The sequence below is a fragment of the Alteromonas sp. NFXS44 genome (genome assembly GCF_040148705.1).
Lineage (GTDB): Bacteria > Pseudomonadota > Gammaproteobacteria > Enterobacterales > Alteromonadaceae > Alteromonas.
Genome location: NZ_JAGDEA010000012.1, coordinates 322,553 through 338,324 on the forward strand (window position 1 = coordinate 322,553; position 15,772 = coordinate 338,324).

Annotated in this window: 15 protein-coding genes; 7 read left to right on the plus strand and 8 right to left on the minus strand. The window is 50.0% G+C overall.

Features of this window, described 5'->3' with window-relative positions:
* Positions 1-170: 170 nt before the first annotated feature.
* The 4 genes from J3369_RS18610 to J3369_RS18625 all read right to left on the minus strand — a co-directional run bounded on the left by J3369_RS18610 (position 171) and on the right by J3369_RS18625 (position 3,937).
* Positions 171-1,133, minus strand: a complete 963-nt coding sequence (locus J3369_RS18610; protein ID WP_349589748.1) for an alpha/beta fold hydrolase — start codon at positions 1,131-1,133, stop codon at positions 171-173.
* Positions 1,100-2,506: an ATP-binding protein gene (locus J3369_RS18615; protein ID WP_349589750.1), complete on the minus strand. Its 1,407-nt coding sequence runs from the start codon at positions 2,504-2,506 to the stop codon at positions 1,100-1,102. The genes J3369_RS18610 and J3369_RS18615 overlap by 34 nt, the downstream gene beginning before the upstream one ends.
* Complete coding sequence (locus J3369_RS18620) at positions 2,503-3,210, minus strand: response regulator (RefSeq protein ID WP_349591071.1); 708 nt, start codon at positions 3,208-3,210, stop codon at positions 2,503-2,505. Before J3369_RS18620 ends, J3369_RS18615 begins: the two co-directional genes overlap by 4 nt.
* Positions 3,211-3,526: 316 nt before the next feature.
* Positions 3,527-3,937, minus strand: a complete 411-nt coding sequence (locus J3369_RS18625) for a methylglyoxal synthase (RefSeq protein WP_303572012.1) — start codon at positions 3,935-3,937, stop codon at positions 3,527-3,529.
* 512 nt (positions 3,938-4,449) lie between these two features.
* On the opposite strand from J3369_RS18625, the gene argC reads away from it, so the two are divergent.
* From argC to J3369_RS18660, 7 genes are all read left to right on the plus strand, one after another.
* Positions 4,450-5,466, plus strand: a complete 1,017-nt coding sequence (gene argC, locus J3369_RS18630) for an N-acetyl-gamma-glutamyl-phosphate reductase (protein WP_349589754.1) — start codon at positions 4,450-4,452, stop codon at positions 5,464-5,466.
* Positions 5,466-6,230 carry an acetylglutamate kinase gene (gene argB, locus J3369_RS18635; RefSeq protein WP_349589757.1) on the plus strand — a complete coding sequence of 255 codons (765 nt, stop codon included), beginning with the start codon at positions 5,466-5,468 and terminating at the stop codon, positions 6,228-6,230. The genes argC and argB overlap by 1 nt, the downstream gene beginning before the upstream one ends.
* Positions 6,231-6,250: 20 nt before the next feature.
* Positions 6,251-7,162, plus strand: a complete 912-nt coding sequence (locus J3369_RS18640) for an ornithine carbamoyltransferase (RefSeq protein WP_119502725.1) — start codon at positions 6,251-6,253, stop codon at positions 7,160-7,162.
* 13 nt (positions 7,163-7,175) lie between these two features.
* Complete coding sequence (locus J3369_RS18645; RefSeq protein WP_303572014.1) at positions 7,176-8,384, plus strand: argininosuccinate synthase; 1,209 nt, start codon at positions 7,176-7,178, stop codon at positions 8,382-8,384.
* A 12-nt stretch (positions 8,385-8,396) separates the two neighbouring features.
* Positions 8,397-9,779, plus strand: coding sequence for an argininosuccinate lyase (argH, locus tag J3369_RS18650; protein ID WP_349589760.1), 1,383 nt, complete (start codon positions 8,397-8,399; stop codon positions 9,777-9,779).
* Between the two features lie 8 nt (positions 9,780-9,787).
* Positions 9,788-11,098: an amino-acid N-acetyltransferase gene (argA, locus tag J3369_RS18655; protein WP_349589763.1), complete on the plus strand. Its 1,311-nt coding sequence runs from the start codon at positions 9,788-9,790 to the stop codon at positions 11,096-11,098.
* Positions 11,099-11,390: 292 nt separating this feature from the next.
* Positions 11,391-12,248 carry an alpha/beta hydrolase gene (locus tag J3369_RS18660; protein WP_349589766.1) on the plus strand — a complete coding sequence of 286 codons (858 nt, stop codon included), beginning with the start codon at positions 11,391-11,393 and terminating at the stop codon, positions 12,246-12,248.
* A 56-nt stretch (positions 12,249-12,304) separates the two neighbouring features.
* Here the strand turns inward: J3369_RS18660 and J3369_RS18665 are convergent, their stop codons facing one another.
* The 4 genes from J3369_RS18665 to J3369_RS18680 all read right to left on the minus strand — a co-directional run bounded on the left by J3369_RS18665 (position 12,305) and on the right by J3369_RS18680 (position 15,608).
* Entirely contained in the window at positions 12,305-13,204 is a 900-nt protein-coding gene (locus J3369_RS18665) for a hypothetical protein (protein ID WP_119502730.1), read from the minus strand.
* A 74-nt stretch (positions 13,205-13,278) separates the two neighbouring features.
* Positions 13,279-13,884, minus strand: coding sequence for an FMN-binding negative transcriptional regulator (locus tag J3369_RS18670; protein WP_349589769.1), 606 nt, complete (start codon positions 13,882-13,884; stop codon positions 13,279-13,281).
* Positions 13,884-14,474 carry a YgjV family protein gene (locus J3369_RS18675; RefSeq protein ID WP_349589772.1) on the minus strand — a complete coding sequence of 197 codons (591 nt, stop codon included), beginning with the start codon at positions 14,472-14,474 and terminating at the stop codon, positions 13,884-13,886. Before J3369_RS18675 ends, J3369_RS18670 begins: the two co-directional genes overlap by 1 nt.
* A 129-nt stretch (positions 14,475-14,603) precedes the next feature.
* A complete protein-coding gene (locus J3369_RS18680; protein ID WP_349589775.1) occupies positions 14,604-15,608 on the minus strand; it encodes a DUF4382 domain-containing protein in 1,005 nt (334 codons plus the stop codon).
* Positions 15,609-15,772 lie beyond the last annotated feature (164 nt).

A 15,772-nucleotide genomic window follows, 5' to 3' on the forward strand; every position in this document is an offset into this window, starting at 1 on the left:
GTCTTATACGAAAGTATTGCATTAGCCATACCGCAATTTTCAGTGTCATTAAAATTTAATGAAAAACGAAGTCAGGTCAGTCATTTACAGAAGCTCGACCGGTCAGCAGAATACATTGCCGGCGACTCTGTCCCCCGTCAGTGTGTGTAAAATAGAGACACTTTTGCAAATCAGGCGAGAAAATCGAGGGTCCTGTTCATAGCAGGCTCGCGGATCCGGTCTGCTTCAATGAGAATTTCGTGATACGCCCCCTCACAGGAATGCAGAACAGCATCCGGCATGAGTCCGGCCACCCTTCGCTGCCTGCGGTTATCCACCACCGTATCGTCGCCGGCACTGAGAATTAACACAGGTTGCTTAATATCACCGGCATTATTCTCAATAAAATCCATGGCTTTCATGGCCGCTCTCAGCCAGTGAACGGTTACACCGCCAAGCTGGACCTCTGGCGTGTTTGCGTAAGTATCACGGAACAAACGGTATCGCAGTTCGCTGTGTGTGAGATGATTGGCATCGAAGGTAACCGGCGAGTAATCTTTTTGCCCGATAAAATAGCCTTCCTGTTGCCCGGCTTTCTGATAGCGGCGCTCCACCATATTGAGCAACGAATTGGCAATCCAGCCCGGTAACGCGGGACGTATACCGAACATGGGAGAACAAAAAACAAGTTTCTGAAACAATGACGGATGGGCCAGAGTCGTGAGTGCTCCAATCGCACACCCCATGCTGTGGGCAAGCAGGTAACGCTCTCCGTCAGGTTGTCTGGCCAATACCACCTCTGTAATGAAGAGGTGAAGGTCACTGACATAATCTGCAAAATCCCGGACGAAGCCCTGATGCGGATTAGCGGTCATTCTGTCCGACAGCCCCTGCCCCCGGTGATCCATAATGAAAACAGCAAAGCCCTGATTGTACAGGTCAAACATCACTTCCTGATACTTCAGGTACGCTTCAATACGGCCGCTGCTGATAACAATGGTAGCGGCAGGCTGTGCAGGGATACAAAGCGCATAAGCCAGCTTCACGCCGTCTCTGGCAGTCAGCACACCTGAGGTAACATGCTGCTGCCAGAACGCAGGAATGGCATCGCTGTTATGAATTAATGAGTGTTCTGTGGAGATTGTCCGGACCATGTATCACGCCCGTCCAGTGGCAGAGAAATGGTGACAGCCAGTCCACCGGACGCATTTCGGGTTGCTTTAATGTCGCCATGATGCATTTCCACTGCGGCTTTTGCAATGGCAAGTCCCAAACCAACCCCGCCGGACTCACGATCTCTGGCAAGACTTGCACGGTAGAACGGTGCAAATACAGAGCTGCATTCCTCTTCAGATAGCCCCGGGCCGTCATCCTTAACAACAACAGACCACTGCGACTCCTTCACAGAAACGGCTACCGATACTGAAGACTCCGCGTAGCGAATGGCATTTCTCACTACGTTTTCAACGGCGCTGCATAACAGCATACTGTTCACGTTAACGGTTTGCTGTGGCAATGCTGCAACCTCAAACAGGATGTTCCGGTTAGACGCTTCGAATCTGGCGTCGGCAAAGGTACGGTCAAACAGCACGCTTATCATCACCGGAGAGATTTCCGGCTTGCCGGACTCTGCCCGGGTTAATGTAAGCAACTGTCCGATCATCGAGTCCATCCGTTCGGCTTCCCGCTCTATCCGGGCAAGAGCCGCCGGATCTACGTTCTGTTGATGCGCCAGACCTACCGCCATTTGTAAACGGGCAAGAGGAGAACGTAATTCGTGGGAGATATCGGCCAGTAGCCGCTGCTGTCCTAACCACATTTGTTCGAGCTGCGATGCCATGGCGTTAAAATCGCGGGATAAACTTCCTAACTCATCACGTCTGCCATCGGCTTCCTTCACCCTGGCTTTCCAGTTACCCCCCGCCAGTTCACGACTGGTTTCCTGCAAGATAGTGATTGGACGCACCAGAGATCGGGCGAAAAGATAGGATAAGACAATGGTAATCACCAGTGCGATACAAAGAAAATATTTGAGTGGCTGCTGACTGTCGGGAGGCCCGTTCATCAGCGAAACATAAATGGCAAAATCTTTACCGTTAATAGCGACTCTGGCAGGTCCGATTGTCTCAAAATTCCCCCGCACCAGCGACAACGGTGAAGCCTGCTTAGCCAGCCTGGTCAGATCATCCTCTTCACTGCGCCTGACTGGCGGCCCTCCTCCCTGCACCATCGCGCCGTCATCAATGCCTACAGCGATAAGTCTGTGCCGGCTTATCCGGTCAGCTTCTTCCAGAATGCGGCGGGCGGGTTTAGCGCCGTCTTCCTGAATTACACGATTAATAGCAGCAACAGCACGGTTCAGGGCTTCCAGCTCACGCGCATCCGGTGCCCGGACTTCTGCGTTTTCATTGAAAAAACTCACCGCATAAAAAGTCACAACTGCGGTAAAAATAAAGGTTACCCAGAACCATAAAAACAAACGCCCGACTAAACGCCGGGCCGGATTGAAACGTGCAAGTGAATTCATGAAGCCAGTCTTAGTAAATATCCCGACCCGCGAATGGTTTTTATCTTTTCATCATTCGTGGTTTCAGCAATCTTCTTACGCAGATTACTGACATGCATATCGATACTGCGGTCAAAGGCCTGTAACTTCTTACCCAGCACCTTCTGGCTGATGTCATCTTTCGTGACCAGCTGACCGGCATTAACCATTAGTAAATGCAGTATAGCAAATTCGGTGTTAGTGAGTGTCAGCGCCACATTATGGCTTGCCACTGTCTGCCGGCTCATGCTCAGTGATATATGGTTTACAGACAAATCCTGTTGCTGCCTGGACTGGGTAGACATTTCCAGACGGCGGAAAATAGCCTTCACCCGCGCCACCAGTTCACGGTGATTAAATGGCTTGGGTAAATAATCATCAGCCCCGAGTTCCAGTCCGAGGATGCGATCATAATCATCGCCCCGGGCGGTTAGCATCAGTACGGGGGTTAAATGGCTGATACGCAATTTTTTCAGCACTTCAAAGCCATCCAGTTGAGGCATCATGACGTCAAGCAGGACCAGGTCAACAGACTCACCGGAGGTTGCCGCCGCCAGACCACTGTATCCGTCATTGGCCACGATGACACTGTAACCGGTTGCCTCGAGATAAGTTTTCAGCATGTCCGTCAGTTCACGGTCATCATCAATGATCAAAATAGACTGCTTTGTCGCTGTGGCGACCATCTCATTGCCTCCAAAATTCTGCGGCTTAAAAAAACGTTGGGTGTGCGTTGATGACATTGAACGTAATACTGACATGGAGAAAACGGTCTGTGTCATGGCATGGCTCCTGTCCTGCTGATAGTAAGTTTACCTGACTCCGACCACCGTAAAGACGCGGTGTCACCAACTTTACAGAAGCTTTACAGTATCACTAAACAACTTTGCAGAAATCCCGCCTACACTGACTTAACAATAAGCACGAGTCCACCGACGTTGGCACACACTTCAATGCCAACCGCCGGACCGGCGTAAACCGGTCCGGCTTTTTCTATTTCTCTTAATACTGCGGTTTCAGCGGCAAGTAATCTTCAGCGAAAAATAACGGCGATGTGATAATAAGATCAGCAGTCGCCGAAGAACACGCCACCGGCACATTCCATACCGAACACAGGCGCAGCAGCGCTTTTACATCAGGATCATGAGGGGCAGGATTAAGTGGATCCCAGAAGAAAATCAGTGCATCCAGTTTTCCTTCGGCAATGAGCGCTCCAATTTGCTGGTCGCCCCCGAGCGGACCACTCTTAAAACGTTTGATACTCAGTCCGGTATCATCTGCAATCAGACCACCGGTGGTACCCGTTGCCACCAGTTCGCATTTTTGCATACTGTCTAAATGTTTATTCACCCACGCAAGGAGTTCTGCTTTTTTATGGTCATGGGCAACCAGTGCGACGGTTTTTTTGTTCATTTTTGTGTCCTTTCTTTCTTACCACAGGCAGTAAATATGTGCGTATCGTGACAAAACGGTGCGCCACCGGACTGTCAAACAATCTTCATAGATACCATTTATATTACGAAATTCACCGCGCCCGGCACAGAGAAATATTTATACATATTTATTGCATATTTATTCGCAATAAGTATCATAGGCGACGGTTTAGTAATCTCTGCAGCATTCGATAGGCGCTCAAAGTCAGCCATGGCAACGTTTTATCGTGAAGACAGAGAAAATGACAGGACAATCTCATGATTCAACCAACCAGCAGGCCCGACCAGCAGGTTGACAAGGTAAAACAGTTTAGCTCTCCCCTGGCTGGCTACACATTGCATTATGTACACCGACGATCCGGTGTGGATTTGCTTTTGCGGTAGCGCACTTTTTACCTTTGTACGCGGGCGAATGAAAACAGTATCCCTTTCATTCGCGTACAAAGGTAGAAAGTGATTTTTTATCCCTCTACAGAATTAATTAAACCTATTATGTTAAAAGTATCAGTTATCGGAGCCAGTGGTTACACTGGCGCACAACTCGTTGATTTAGTTCATCGTCACCCTGCTATGGATTTGCTGGGCACCTATGTTTCTGAAAACAGTGCCGACGGCAATAAATCCATTGCTGCGATCCACGGTCAGTATGCACACCTGAGCCAGTACATGCTTACGCCGATGAATGACAGCACGTTAGACACACTCGCAGATACCATGGATCTGGTTTTCCTGGCCACGCCTCACGAAGCCAGTCACGACTGGATGGCTGCACTGAGTAAAGGCAAAGCCAAAGTACTGGATTTATCCGGCGCATTCCGCATTAAGAATACAGAAGTATTTGAACAGTTCTACGGTTTCAAACACACCTCAGAGGCGTGTCTGGATAAAGCGGTGTATGGCCTTGCTGAATGGTATGCCAAGGATATTGCGGCAGCGAAAATCGTTGCCGTGCCGGGTTGTTACCCCACAGCTTCATTGACAGCGCTAAAACCTCTGCTGGAAAACGGCTTGTTAGACAGTGCCGTGCGCCCGGTCATAAACGCGGTGTCAGGCGTCAGCGGTGCTGGCCGTAAAGCCGCACTAAATAACAGCTTCTGCGAAGTAAGCCTGCAGGCTTACGGCGTGCTGGGTCACAGACACACCCCGGAAATCGAGGCATGGCTTGGCACCGGTGTGATTTTCACCCCGCATCTGGGTAACTTTAAGCGGGGCATTCTGGCCACGATTACTGTGAAATTGAAGCCGGGCGCCAGCGCTGAGCAACTGTCATCTGCCTATCACACCGCCTATGAAGGCAAACCTGTTGTCCGCATTCGCGATACCTTCCCGAAAATTGATGATGTAGTGAATACGCCGTTTGTTGATTTGCACTGGAAACTGGATGCTCAGTCAGGCTATGCCGTTATTACCAGTGCCATCGACAATACAATGAAAGGTGCAGCCTCGCAGGCAATGCAATGTGCAAACCTGGTCAGTGGCCTGCCCGACGCTCAGGGACTGATTGCATAATGAAGTTGTCTCCTATTGTTATTAAAGTGGGCGGTGCGCTGCTTGAAGATGAAAATGCGGCGCTGTCATTACTGACTTCTGTCGGTGAAGTCATGAAGACCCGTCCTGTGGTCATCGTACATGGTGGCGGTCCGCTGGTTGAAACACTGATGGCCGCACTGAATTTGCCCAGCCAGAAAATTGATGGTCTGCGGGTAACACCGGACGAACATATGCCGTACATCTGCGGCACACTGGCCGGTAGCGCGAACAAAGCATTGTGTGCACTGGCAATTCGTAGCGGATTAACACCTGTTGGCTTGTCTTTATTAGACGGCAACATGGTAAGCTGCGAGCCGCTGGATGAAAAATACGGTGCCGTTGGCGTACCTTCGGCAAACAGCCCGGAACTGCTTAAAGCACTAACCGGCAAAGATCTGTTACCGGTAGTCAGTTCCATCGGCGCCAGTGCGCAGGGCCGTTTGCTGAATATCAATGCCGACCAGGCAGCCACCGTAATCGCCCAGTTGCTTGACGGCGAGTTGCTGCTATTGTCTAACGTCAAAGGCGTGCTTGATGCCGATAAAGCGCTGTTAAGCTCATTAAACCAACAACAAATAGACAGCCTGGTTGCCGGTGGTGTAATCACAGACGGCATGAAGGTAAAAACAGATGCGGCTCTGCTGGCAGCTTCGTCCCTGGGACGTCCGGTCACCATCGCAAGCTGGGATGCCAGCATCAGTGACATTTTAAATAAGGATACCGGTACGCGCATCGCGCCATAGCCGTATTGAGGATATTGACCATGAAACAGGATTTATTGTCCTTTGCTAACTGGACACCCGAAGACACGAAGGCGCTGTTAGATTTAGCCGTAACCATCAAGCAAAACCCGGCGAAGTACAGCCAGGTACTGGCAGGTAAGTCTGTTGCAGCACTGTTTGAAAAGCCTTCTCTGCGTACCCGCGTAAGTTTCGATATCGGCATTAATAAACTGGGTGGCCATATGGTTTACCTGGACGTACAGGGCGGCAAACTGGCCGGCCGTGAAGATAACGTGGATACCGCTGCCAATCTGGCGTGCTGGGCAGACGCCATTGTTGCCCGTGTATTCTCACACAGCACGCTGGAAGACTACGCAAAAGCAGCAAAAGTACCGGTGATCAATGCGCTTTGCGATAAGTATCACCCGTGTCAGGGTCTGGCTGATTACCTCACCATGTTTGAAGCGTTCGGAAAAACCGAAGGCTTGACTATGGCTTATATCGGTGACGGCAACAACGTAACCCATTCATTGTTAATTGTTGGCGCACTGCTGGGCTGCAACCAGGTTGTGGTTACACCGCCAGGACACGAAGCCGATCCGGAAATTGTTGCGCAAGCACAAGACATTGCCGCTAAAACCGGCGTTAAAATAGTGCAAAGCAACGATATTGATGCCGCTATCGGCGCTGATGTGCTTTATGCTGATACCTGGTTATCAATGGGCGATGATACGCCCCTTGAAGCCATTAAAGATAAATTTATGCCTTATCAGGTCAACGAAGCCCTGATGGAAAAAACCGGCGCACAATATGTCATGCATTGTCAGCCTGCTCACCGCGACCTGGAAATCACCGGTTCGCTTATCGACAGTGACAAATCACTGCTGATGCAGGAAGCAGAAAACAGAATGCATGCCCAAAACGCAATACTGACCAAACTACTAGGTTCCTGAGAGGACAGGTTTAATGAAAAAGAACGTGAATAAAGTCGTACTCGCCTATTCCGGCGGGCTAGATACCTCGGCCATCATTCCATGGCTGAAAGAAAACTATGACTGTGAAGTTGTGGCATTTGCCGCTGATGTCGGTCAGGGTGATGAAGAACTGGTTGGCCTGAAAGAAAAAGCTATCGCTTCCGGTGCCAGTGAATGTCATATCGTTGATCTGAAAGAAGAGTTCGTCAGCGAATACATTTATCCGACTATCACTACCGGTGCTATTTACGAAGGTGAATACCTGCTGGGTACCTCTATGGCCCGCCCTGTGATTGCAAAAGCACAGGTAGAAATTGCCCGTAAAGTTGGCGCAGATGCGCTGTGTCACGGTTGTACCGGTAAAGGTAACGACCAGGTACGTTTCGAGGGCACCTTTGCTTCTCTGGCACCAGATCTGCACGTCATCGCGCCATGGCGTGAGTGGGACATGGTGTCCCGTGAAGATCTGCTGGCGTACCTGGCAGAACGTAATATCAAAACGACTGCTTCTGCGACCAAAATCTATAGCCGTGATGCAAACGCATGGCACATCTCCCACGAAGGTGGTGAGCTGGAAGATCCATGGCAAGAGCCTACCAAACAGGTTTGGACACTAACTGTTGATCCGGAAGATGCACCTGACCAGGCGGAACGTGTCACTCTGTCTTTCGAAGAAGGTCGTCTGACGAAAGTGAATGATGAAGCCCTGTCGCCATACCAGGCACTGGTTAAGCTGAACACCATTGCTGCTGCACATGGCGTTGGCCGCATCGACATCGTTGAGAACCGTCTGGTAGGTATGAAGTCCCGCGGTTGTTATGAAACGCCGGGAGGCACAGTAATGGTAGCCGCGTATAAAGCGCTGGAAACCATGGTGCTGGATAAAGCCTCGCTTAAATACCGTGAACAGATTGGTCTGGAATACTCCCACGTGATGTATGACGGCCGCTGGTTCACTCCGCTGAATGATGCCCTTCTGGCCGGCGCTGCGTCTTTCGCTAAGCGCGTAACCGGTGACATCGTTGTGAAGCTTTACAAAGGTCAGGCAACCGTGACGCAACGTCGCTCACCAAACAGCCTGTACTCTGAAGATTTCGCAACCTTCGGTGCTGATGACGTATACGACCAGAGTCATGCTGAAGGCTTTATCCGCCTGTTCAGTCTGTCCAGCCGTATCGAAGCACTGAAAAAGCAGCAGTAACAGGAGAATATCATGGCATTGTGGGGCGGCCGTTTTGCGGCAGGCAGTAGCAACATGTTCCGGCAGGTGAATGATTCACTGCCGTTCGACAGAGTGATGGCAGCACAGGATATCCAGGGCTCCATTATCTGGTCACGCGGTCTTAAGAAAGCCGGTGTACTGACTGAAGACGAACAGGCGCAGTTAGAGTCTGCCCTGTCTGAACTGAAAGTACTGGCGGAGAAAGGCGAGTTAGATTTCGACGCCAGTCCGGAAGAAGACATTCACAGCTTCGTGGAAGCGGCACTTATCGATAAGCTGGGTGACATTGGTCGTAAACTGCACACAGGTCGCAGCCGTAACGATCAGGTCGCGACAGATTTTCGTTTATGGGTCCGTGAACACGTTGACTCGTTGAAAGCTGACTTAAAAGCGCTGATCCGCTCATTGCTGAATACCGCCAGCCGCCACCAGCAAGCCATTATTCCGGGGTACACGCACTTACAACGTGCCCAGCCCATTCATTTTGCACACTGGTGTTTAGCCTATGTGGAAATGTTCAAGCGTGACCTGGCCCGGATGAAAGACCTGAAAAAGCGCATGAACCAGTGCCCGCTCGGCTCCGGTGCGCTTGCAGGTACCACCTATCCGGTTGACCGTTATGAACTGGCGGAAAAACTGGGCTTTGATTCACCCTGCCTGAACAGCCTGGATGCAGTATCAGACCGTGACTTCGTGCTGGAACTGCTGTTCTGTGCGTCCACCAGTATGATGCATATTTCCCGTATGGCTGAAGATCTGATTTTCTACAATTCAGGTGAAGCGGGCTTCCTGCAACTGGGTGATGCGGTAACTTCCGGCTCGTCACTGATGCCGCAGAAGAAAAACCCTGATGCACTGGAACTGATGCGTGGTAAATGCGGACGTGTTTTCGGCAGCCTGCAAGGCCTGCTGGTTACCATGAAAGGTTTGCCACTGGCATACAACAAAGACATGCAGGAAGACAAAGAAGGTGCCATTGATACCGTAAACCAATGGCATATTTGTCTGTGTATTGCTGTTGAAGTGCTCGACTCACTGTCGCTGAATGAAGAGCGTTGCCGTGAAGCCGCCCAGCAGGGCTATGCTAACGCCACCGAACTGGCCGATTATCTGGTAGGTAAGGGCATTCCGTTCCGTACCGGCCATGATATTGCAGGTAAAGTGGTGCTGGCAGCCATCGACAAAGGCTGTGCCATCGAAGATTTACCGCTGGCTGATTTACAGGCCATCTGCGATAAAATCGAAGACGATGTGTATCCGGTACTGCAACTGGAATACGGCGTTAACCAACGCAATATTCTGGGCGGCACCAGCCAGGAAACAGTGACCAAAGCACTGTATCAGGAGCTGGAAAATCTGGATAAGCTGGGGTAACACAAAAAATGGTGTTAGCTCATCATGATGGCATAAAACTCTTTCGCAGCTCGCTGCCGTACATCAACGCGCACAGAGGAAAAACCTTTGTGCTGATGTTTGGTGGTGAGGCCATCGAACAGAGCAACTTTGCCAACATTATTCACGATATCGCCCTGCTCGCCAGTTTAGGTGTACGTCTGGTGCTGGTGCACGGAGCCCGTCCGCAAATAGACGAGCGGGTTAACATGCGGGGCATCGAGGGGCGTTTTCTTGACGGTGTCCGCATTACCGACAAGCAAACCCTGGAATGTGTCAAAGATGCCGCCGGTTCAGTGCGTAGTCACGTAGAAGCATTGCTGACCATGGGACTGCCCAACTCGCCTATGCACGGCGCGCAAATTCGCGTGTGTACCGGTAATCTGGTCGTCGCTAAACCTATGGGTGTACGTGGTGGTGTTGATTACGAAAATACTGGCCTTGTACGCCGGATTGATACCACAGGTATCAACGATCATCTGAATGATGGCTCGATTGTTCTGCTTTCTCCCATGGGGTATTCCACCACTGGAGAAGTGTTCAACTTATCCCATGAAGATGTGGCGACACAGGCTGCGATTGCGCTGAAGGCGGATAAAATTATCGTTTTCTCCAAAGACGACGGTATTCGTCATAACGACGGTAAATTACTGCGCACCATTGAACGTCCGCAACTGGAAGAGCTCATTTTTGAAGAGCAAATTCAGACTGAGCAAACGGTGTTAAGTGCACTGACCACCAGTGTGGCTGCCGGGATCCCCCGTGCTCACTGCATCAGCTATGAGACTGACGGTGCATTGTTGCAGGAATTGTTCACCCGTGACGGCGCCGGTTCGCTGGTGATGGAGCACCATTACGAGCAGTTACGTGGTGCCACCATTGAAGATGTGGGCGGTATCATTAACCTCATCAAGCCGCTGGAAGAAAGTGGCGCGCTGGTGAAGCGCTCCCGTGAACGCCTTGAGAATGAAATCAATCAGTTCATTATCATTGTGCGTGACGGCATGATCATCGCCTGTGCGGCGCTGTATCTTTATCCGGAAGAAGGCAAAGCGGAGCTGGCTTGTGTGGCAACGCATCCGGACTACCGTGGCAAAAACCGGGCAGAGCGCATTCTGGATGAAGTGAAACGTCGTGCACTGGATTCAGGCATTCACACCTTGTTCGTTCTGACTACGCTGACAGCACACTGGTTTCTGGAACACGGTTTCCGTCCTTCAGATCTCAGCGAACTGCCGCAGGCGAAAAAGGAACTGTATAACTTCCAGCGTAACTCGAAGATTTTCACCCTCGGGCTGTAATTTACTTTGTATCACAACCTGCCATCCGGCAGGTTGTTTTTTAAGACACTGTCCTCATCCCCTGAACAAATCAAATAGCAAAAGATAATCATTCTCATTAGTGGTAAAATCGGTCGTGGCATTTACCTGATTCGTTATCAGGCATCAATTTGCAGTCGCACTCACGTTTTCCGTTATTCAGGCTATCAATATGTTTATCAGAGTTTTGATTTTTTCACTTTTCAGTATGTCTCTTAGTCACGTCTCACCAGTAAACGCTCAACCGGATCTTACAATAACAACCGGTAAAACCGTGGCTGATACCGGCGCCCCTGGCTACCGCTTCACCCGTTTACAATTCACCAGACACGACGCAAAACACGATACGCAGAAAGCGTACCGGGTGAATCTGGCGATACCGGAAACACCGGCGCCGGAAGAGGGCTTTCCTTTACTCATCATGCTCGATGGTAATGCTGCACTGATGGAAGTGTCTGCAGACTTGCTTACTGAGCTGTCGCAAAGCGCAGCCCCGCCGGTACTGGCATTCCTCGCTCATGACAACGATCTGCGCATAGACGGCGATGCCCGCGCCTATGACTATACACCGGCCGTCAATGAATCTGCATTGAGTGCTAAAGAGCAACGTCCCGGCAGAGAATATGGTGGTGCAGACGGATACTTGTCTTTTATCACCGGTAAGGTCATTCCTGCCATTTCAGACAATACCCCGGTTAACCCTGAGAAGACGGGATTATGGGGTCATTCCTATGGCGGTATTTTCGTTTTGCACGCCCTGTTTACCCGGCCAGACAGCTTCGCGTTCTATGCCCCTGTCGATCCGTCATTGTGGTGGGGAGAAGGCTATATTTTATCTGAGGAGCATGACCTGCTAGCGGAAAGCCCCGCTGACATTAAAGACAAAAGCCTGTTAGTACTCACGGGTTCTGGCGGTGAGGCAAAACGCCGCCCGCGGGGAGATCGGGATGCCGCAACACTGGCTGCCGTATACAAAGCCAGAGAATCGGTTCCTGCCGGTGAAACCGCCAGAATGGTTGAACGTTTAAAAGCAGCCGGTGTTGATGCTCAAATGACTACGCTTCAGGGCCTCTCTCACGGAGAAACGCTGGGAGCGTCATTACCCTACGTGTTCAGACAGTTCGCCAGATAAACACTGCCCCTGATATCTAAGTTATCAGCCGCTGTTCTGTCTCAGGGACAGCGGCATCAGCGGATGCGCTTAATCTCAGCTTCATCCAGCTTGATGACATAGGCATTCCCACCAATGCCATTGAACTCCTCATCGGTCAGTACAATGGTATTGCTGTTATAAAACGCCACCGCTTCCTTTTGGGTCACGATACCTAAATCAATCCGTGAGACATCGCCGGAAAAGAAATTATCTCCTTCAAAATTCTCGAACAACCATAAGCTGGTGGAGTCCAGCAGAACCAACATATCCCTTTCAGGGTTTAAGGCCGCCGACGTGATCCAACAGAGTTTTTCCAGCGTGGTACAGGTTTGGAATGAGCCCAGCAATTCAGCTTCAAAGTTCGCAGCATAATCGCCGATGCGGTACAGGTTAGTCAGACCGTCGAAAGGAATAGTACGGTTTTTGGTAAACAGATACAGATTGTGGTCAAATTCCACGAATGCTTCCAAATCAAAATTACGGTGTTCCGGCGGGATTGGAGAACCGTCCATTTCCGGATAAGTAAATTTGATGATTTCAGCTTCCGTCGTATCGGTTTTAATATCGATTGGATTTTCTATTTTGTATACCGTCAGCCATTTTCTCGACTGATCGTTATTGCCGAAATCCCCTAAGAAAAAATGCCCGAAGGCATCCTGAGTCATATCTTCCCAGTCGATATTTTTCGCGTTGGTCACATGGATTTTGCGAACAATACTGCCGTCATCATCCAGTTGATAGAGCACCGGGTCATCGCCACCATCATTAATCGCCCATAACCGGTCTTTCTTATCGAACTCGATACCGGAAATCTCCCGCAGGTGGGGATCAAGATTAACGCGCTTTTTACTGTAAAGATCGTGCACAGCAGTGAGCGTAATAATGCCTGCCACGGACGCAGCAAGGCCAATAAAAGCAAACAGGATTTTTACCATGATGGATTACGGGGGAATTTTGTCACGCTAAAGATGGAAATGGATAATAACAGATTAAAGACAGGGCCCGGAAATTATTCCCCCGTCCCCAATCGCCGTGATTTCATGTAGTTCGCCAGCGCTTGTGCGTCTGTTTCTTGTAATTGCTGCAAAGCCCGGTAAACGCCTTGCTGATCAGCCTGTGACTTGTGCTGATTCAGTTTCTCTTTGCCTTCCAGCGTGTCCACCTGAATACGAAATCCGGTGGTTGCACCGGATAACTTATTCACATAGTCGTCAGACATAATACTTTTATCCCCGGTGAGTCCCGGATCGTAGGTTTCAACCAGTGCCATCATGGCGGCAAGGTTTGCCTCATCCTCAACAAGTTCCAGCGTCCCGTAAGCATGTACAGCAGCATAATTCCATGTGGGGACGTTTGGCTTACTGGCATACCAGCGGGGAGAAATATAGCTGTGAGGGCCGGAAAAAATCACCAGCACCCGCTGACCATCTGCTTCCCGCCACTGAGGATTTGCCTTCGCCATATGACCCAGCAGTTGCCCTTCCTGTTCACGAACCACAAAAGGTAAATGTGTGGCGGTGAGATCAGGTGTAATCATCACACCGAAGCTGTGCGCTCTAATGAACGACCAGGTTTGTCCGCCCGCAGGCATGCGCATGTTTTTAGGAATAAACATCAGGTTCCTGCCTCATGGATATCTTCATTAAGTTTTTTATGCAGCCAGAGCCGGCGGATGGTATTTAAATTCACCGCAATCAGGGTAAGTTCCAGCAGCGTGGTGCCTATAGACCCCACCAGTATATTATTAGTCAGCCAGCACAATGCACCAATAATGAAGGCAATGCGCATTGAAATGCCGGTGAGACAAAAAACCGCATAAGTACCTACGCAACTGCCGAGAATGGGGAACAAGTCTTTCCAGCTGTCTGCCAGCCAGATCCCCCACCCCATCGTAAAAGCAATGAACCAGAAAGCCACCACCGGCGAACTGGTTTTCAGCGATAATCCGGTTCGCAAAACGGCCAGCAGTGCGCTTACGGCTGCCGTAATGGCATTCAGAAGGAAAAAGTGGAAGGCATGATTAAGGTTCATCACCACCATCATCAATTTCAGATGCCGGTCGTCTTTTTGGTAAAAGCACAGTATGCCAAGCACAAAGCTAAGCAGCCCCACTGCCTGGGCAAAGTCTATCTCAGGGAGAGTCATGTAAGATGAGGGTAAACGCGTTGATACCGTTAAAGTATCAATTAAGCAGCCACCACGCAATGATTGTCCGGAGCCGGCTAGCTGGCCGGCTCAAATGTAAACCTCTGGTGTGAAATCTCAGATAACTCTGAGATGCTTTCACACCAGACAAGAATAAAAGAGCGGACAGTCCATTGCCCGCAAACAGGCTCAATTGTCAAAGTTGGCTATTGTTACTTCGTTAGCAGCAACCGTGACTTCTTTGACAGTTAAAAAAGAAAATTCGTTATCATCGTCGGTTTCAGGCTCGTCCAGATGACCCAGACAGGTCAGTGCCAGCGTGTAATCGCCGGCTTCCAGATAGCCCAGCCCGTAAGATGATTGATCGAAACTGGTCTCGGTATTAACCGTTGCAATAGCGACCGGGCGAAACTCAGTATCCGTGGCACTGGTGTCTGCATCATCCCCTAAGGAGGCCGCATCCAGACCCGTGCCTTCAAATACGTAAACAGCATTGCCGTAAGTAAAGTCAGACTTCACAGAACAAGCTGCCTGAGTCAGCAATGACTCCCCGACACGGCCTTCAATGCCGCCGGCTTCGCTGTTATCGACCAGGCGTATTCCCCGTGGCTTCAGGAACACCTCATCCTGACCTTGTGGATCTACCAGGCTTTTGCGTAAATCAAATTCGACGGTAAATGTCTGTTCCTCTCCGTCCAGCGCAGTAAAACCGTCTAACTTCACTTCACCGGAAGGTACGGACAAAGGCCAGGTGCCATCATCCATAACCACGTAAGACGCTTCAGACACAGGGATTCGAATTTGCGTGTATTCACCGGCGGGCAATTCAAAATCTTCTATCAACGATGCAAATGCATTTCCCTGAAGGGTAAGCAAATCTATCTCGCGGGGATCGCCGTTACTGTCTGTGACATCGATGGTGATTGCATCACCATTCCCGCGTAACTCAACGGTGCTTAAAAATACGACCACTTCACTGGCGTTATCCACCGGCGCATCTGAGATATTTAGTGTGAAATTAGAGAAAAACGTTTCTGTATCTTCGACCTGAGTCACTTCACTACCACTGCCACCACCACAGGCAGTCAGTAGCGAAACAAAAGAAATAATAAGAGCCGCGGGGCCTGCCTGCTTCAGAGCACGACTAATTTTCTGTGTATAGCGCTTCATTACTGCACCAGCTCCTGTTTTCATTATTATTCTCCGTTTTCTCTGCATTGCTGTTTCAATATCACTTAAATTCTATATAGGCGTTAACCAGAATTTGTTCCTGTGCCATGGTCATATCAAGCAGTGTGCCAAAGAAAAAAAGAGCATATAAAACAGAAAATTAACTAACAACACAGTGGGTGACTTAG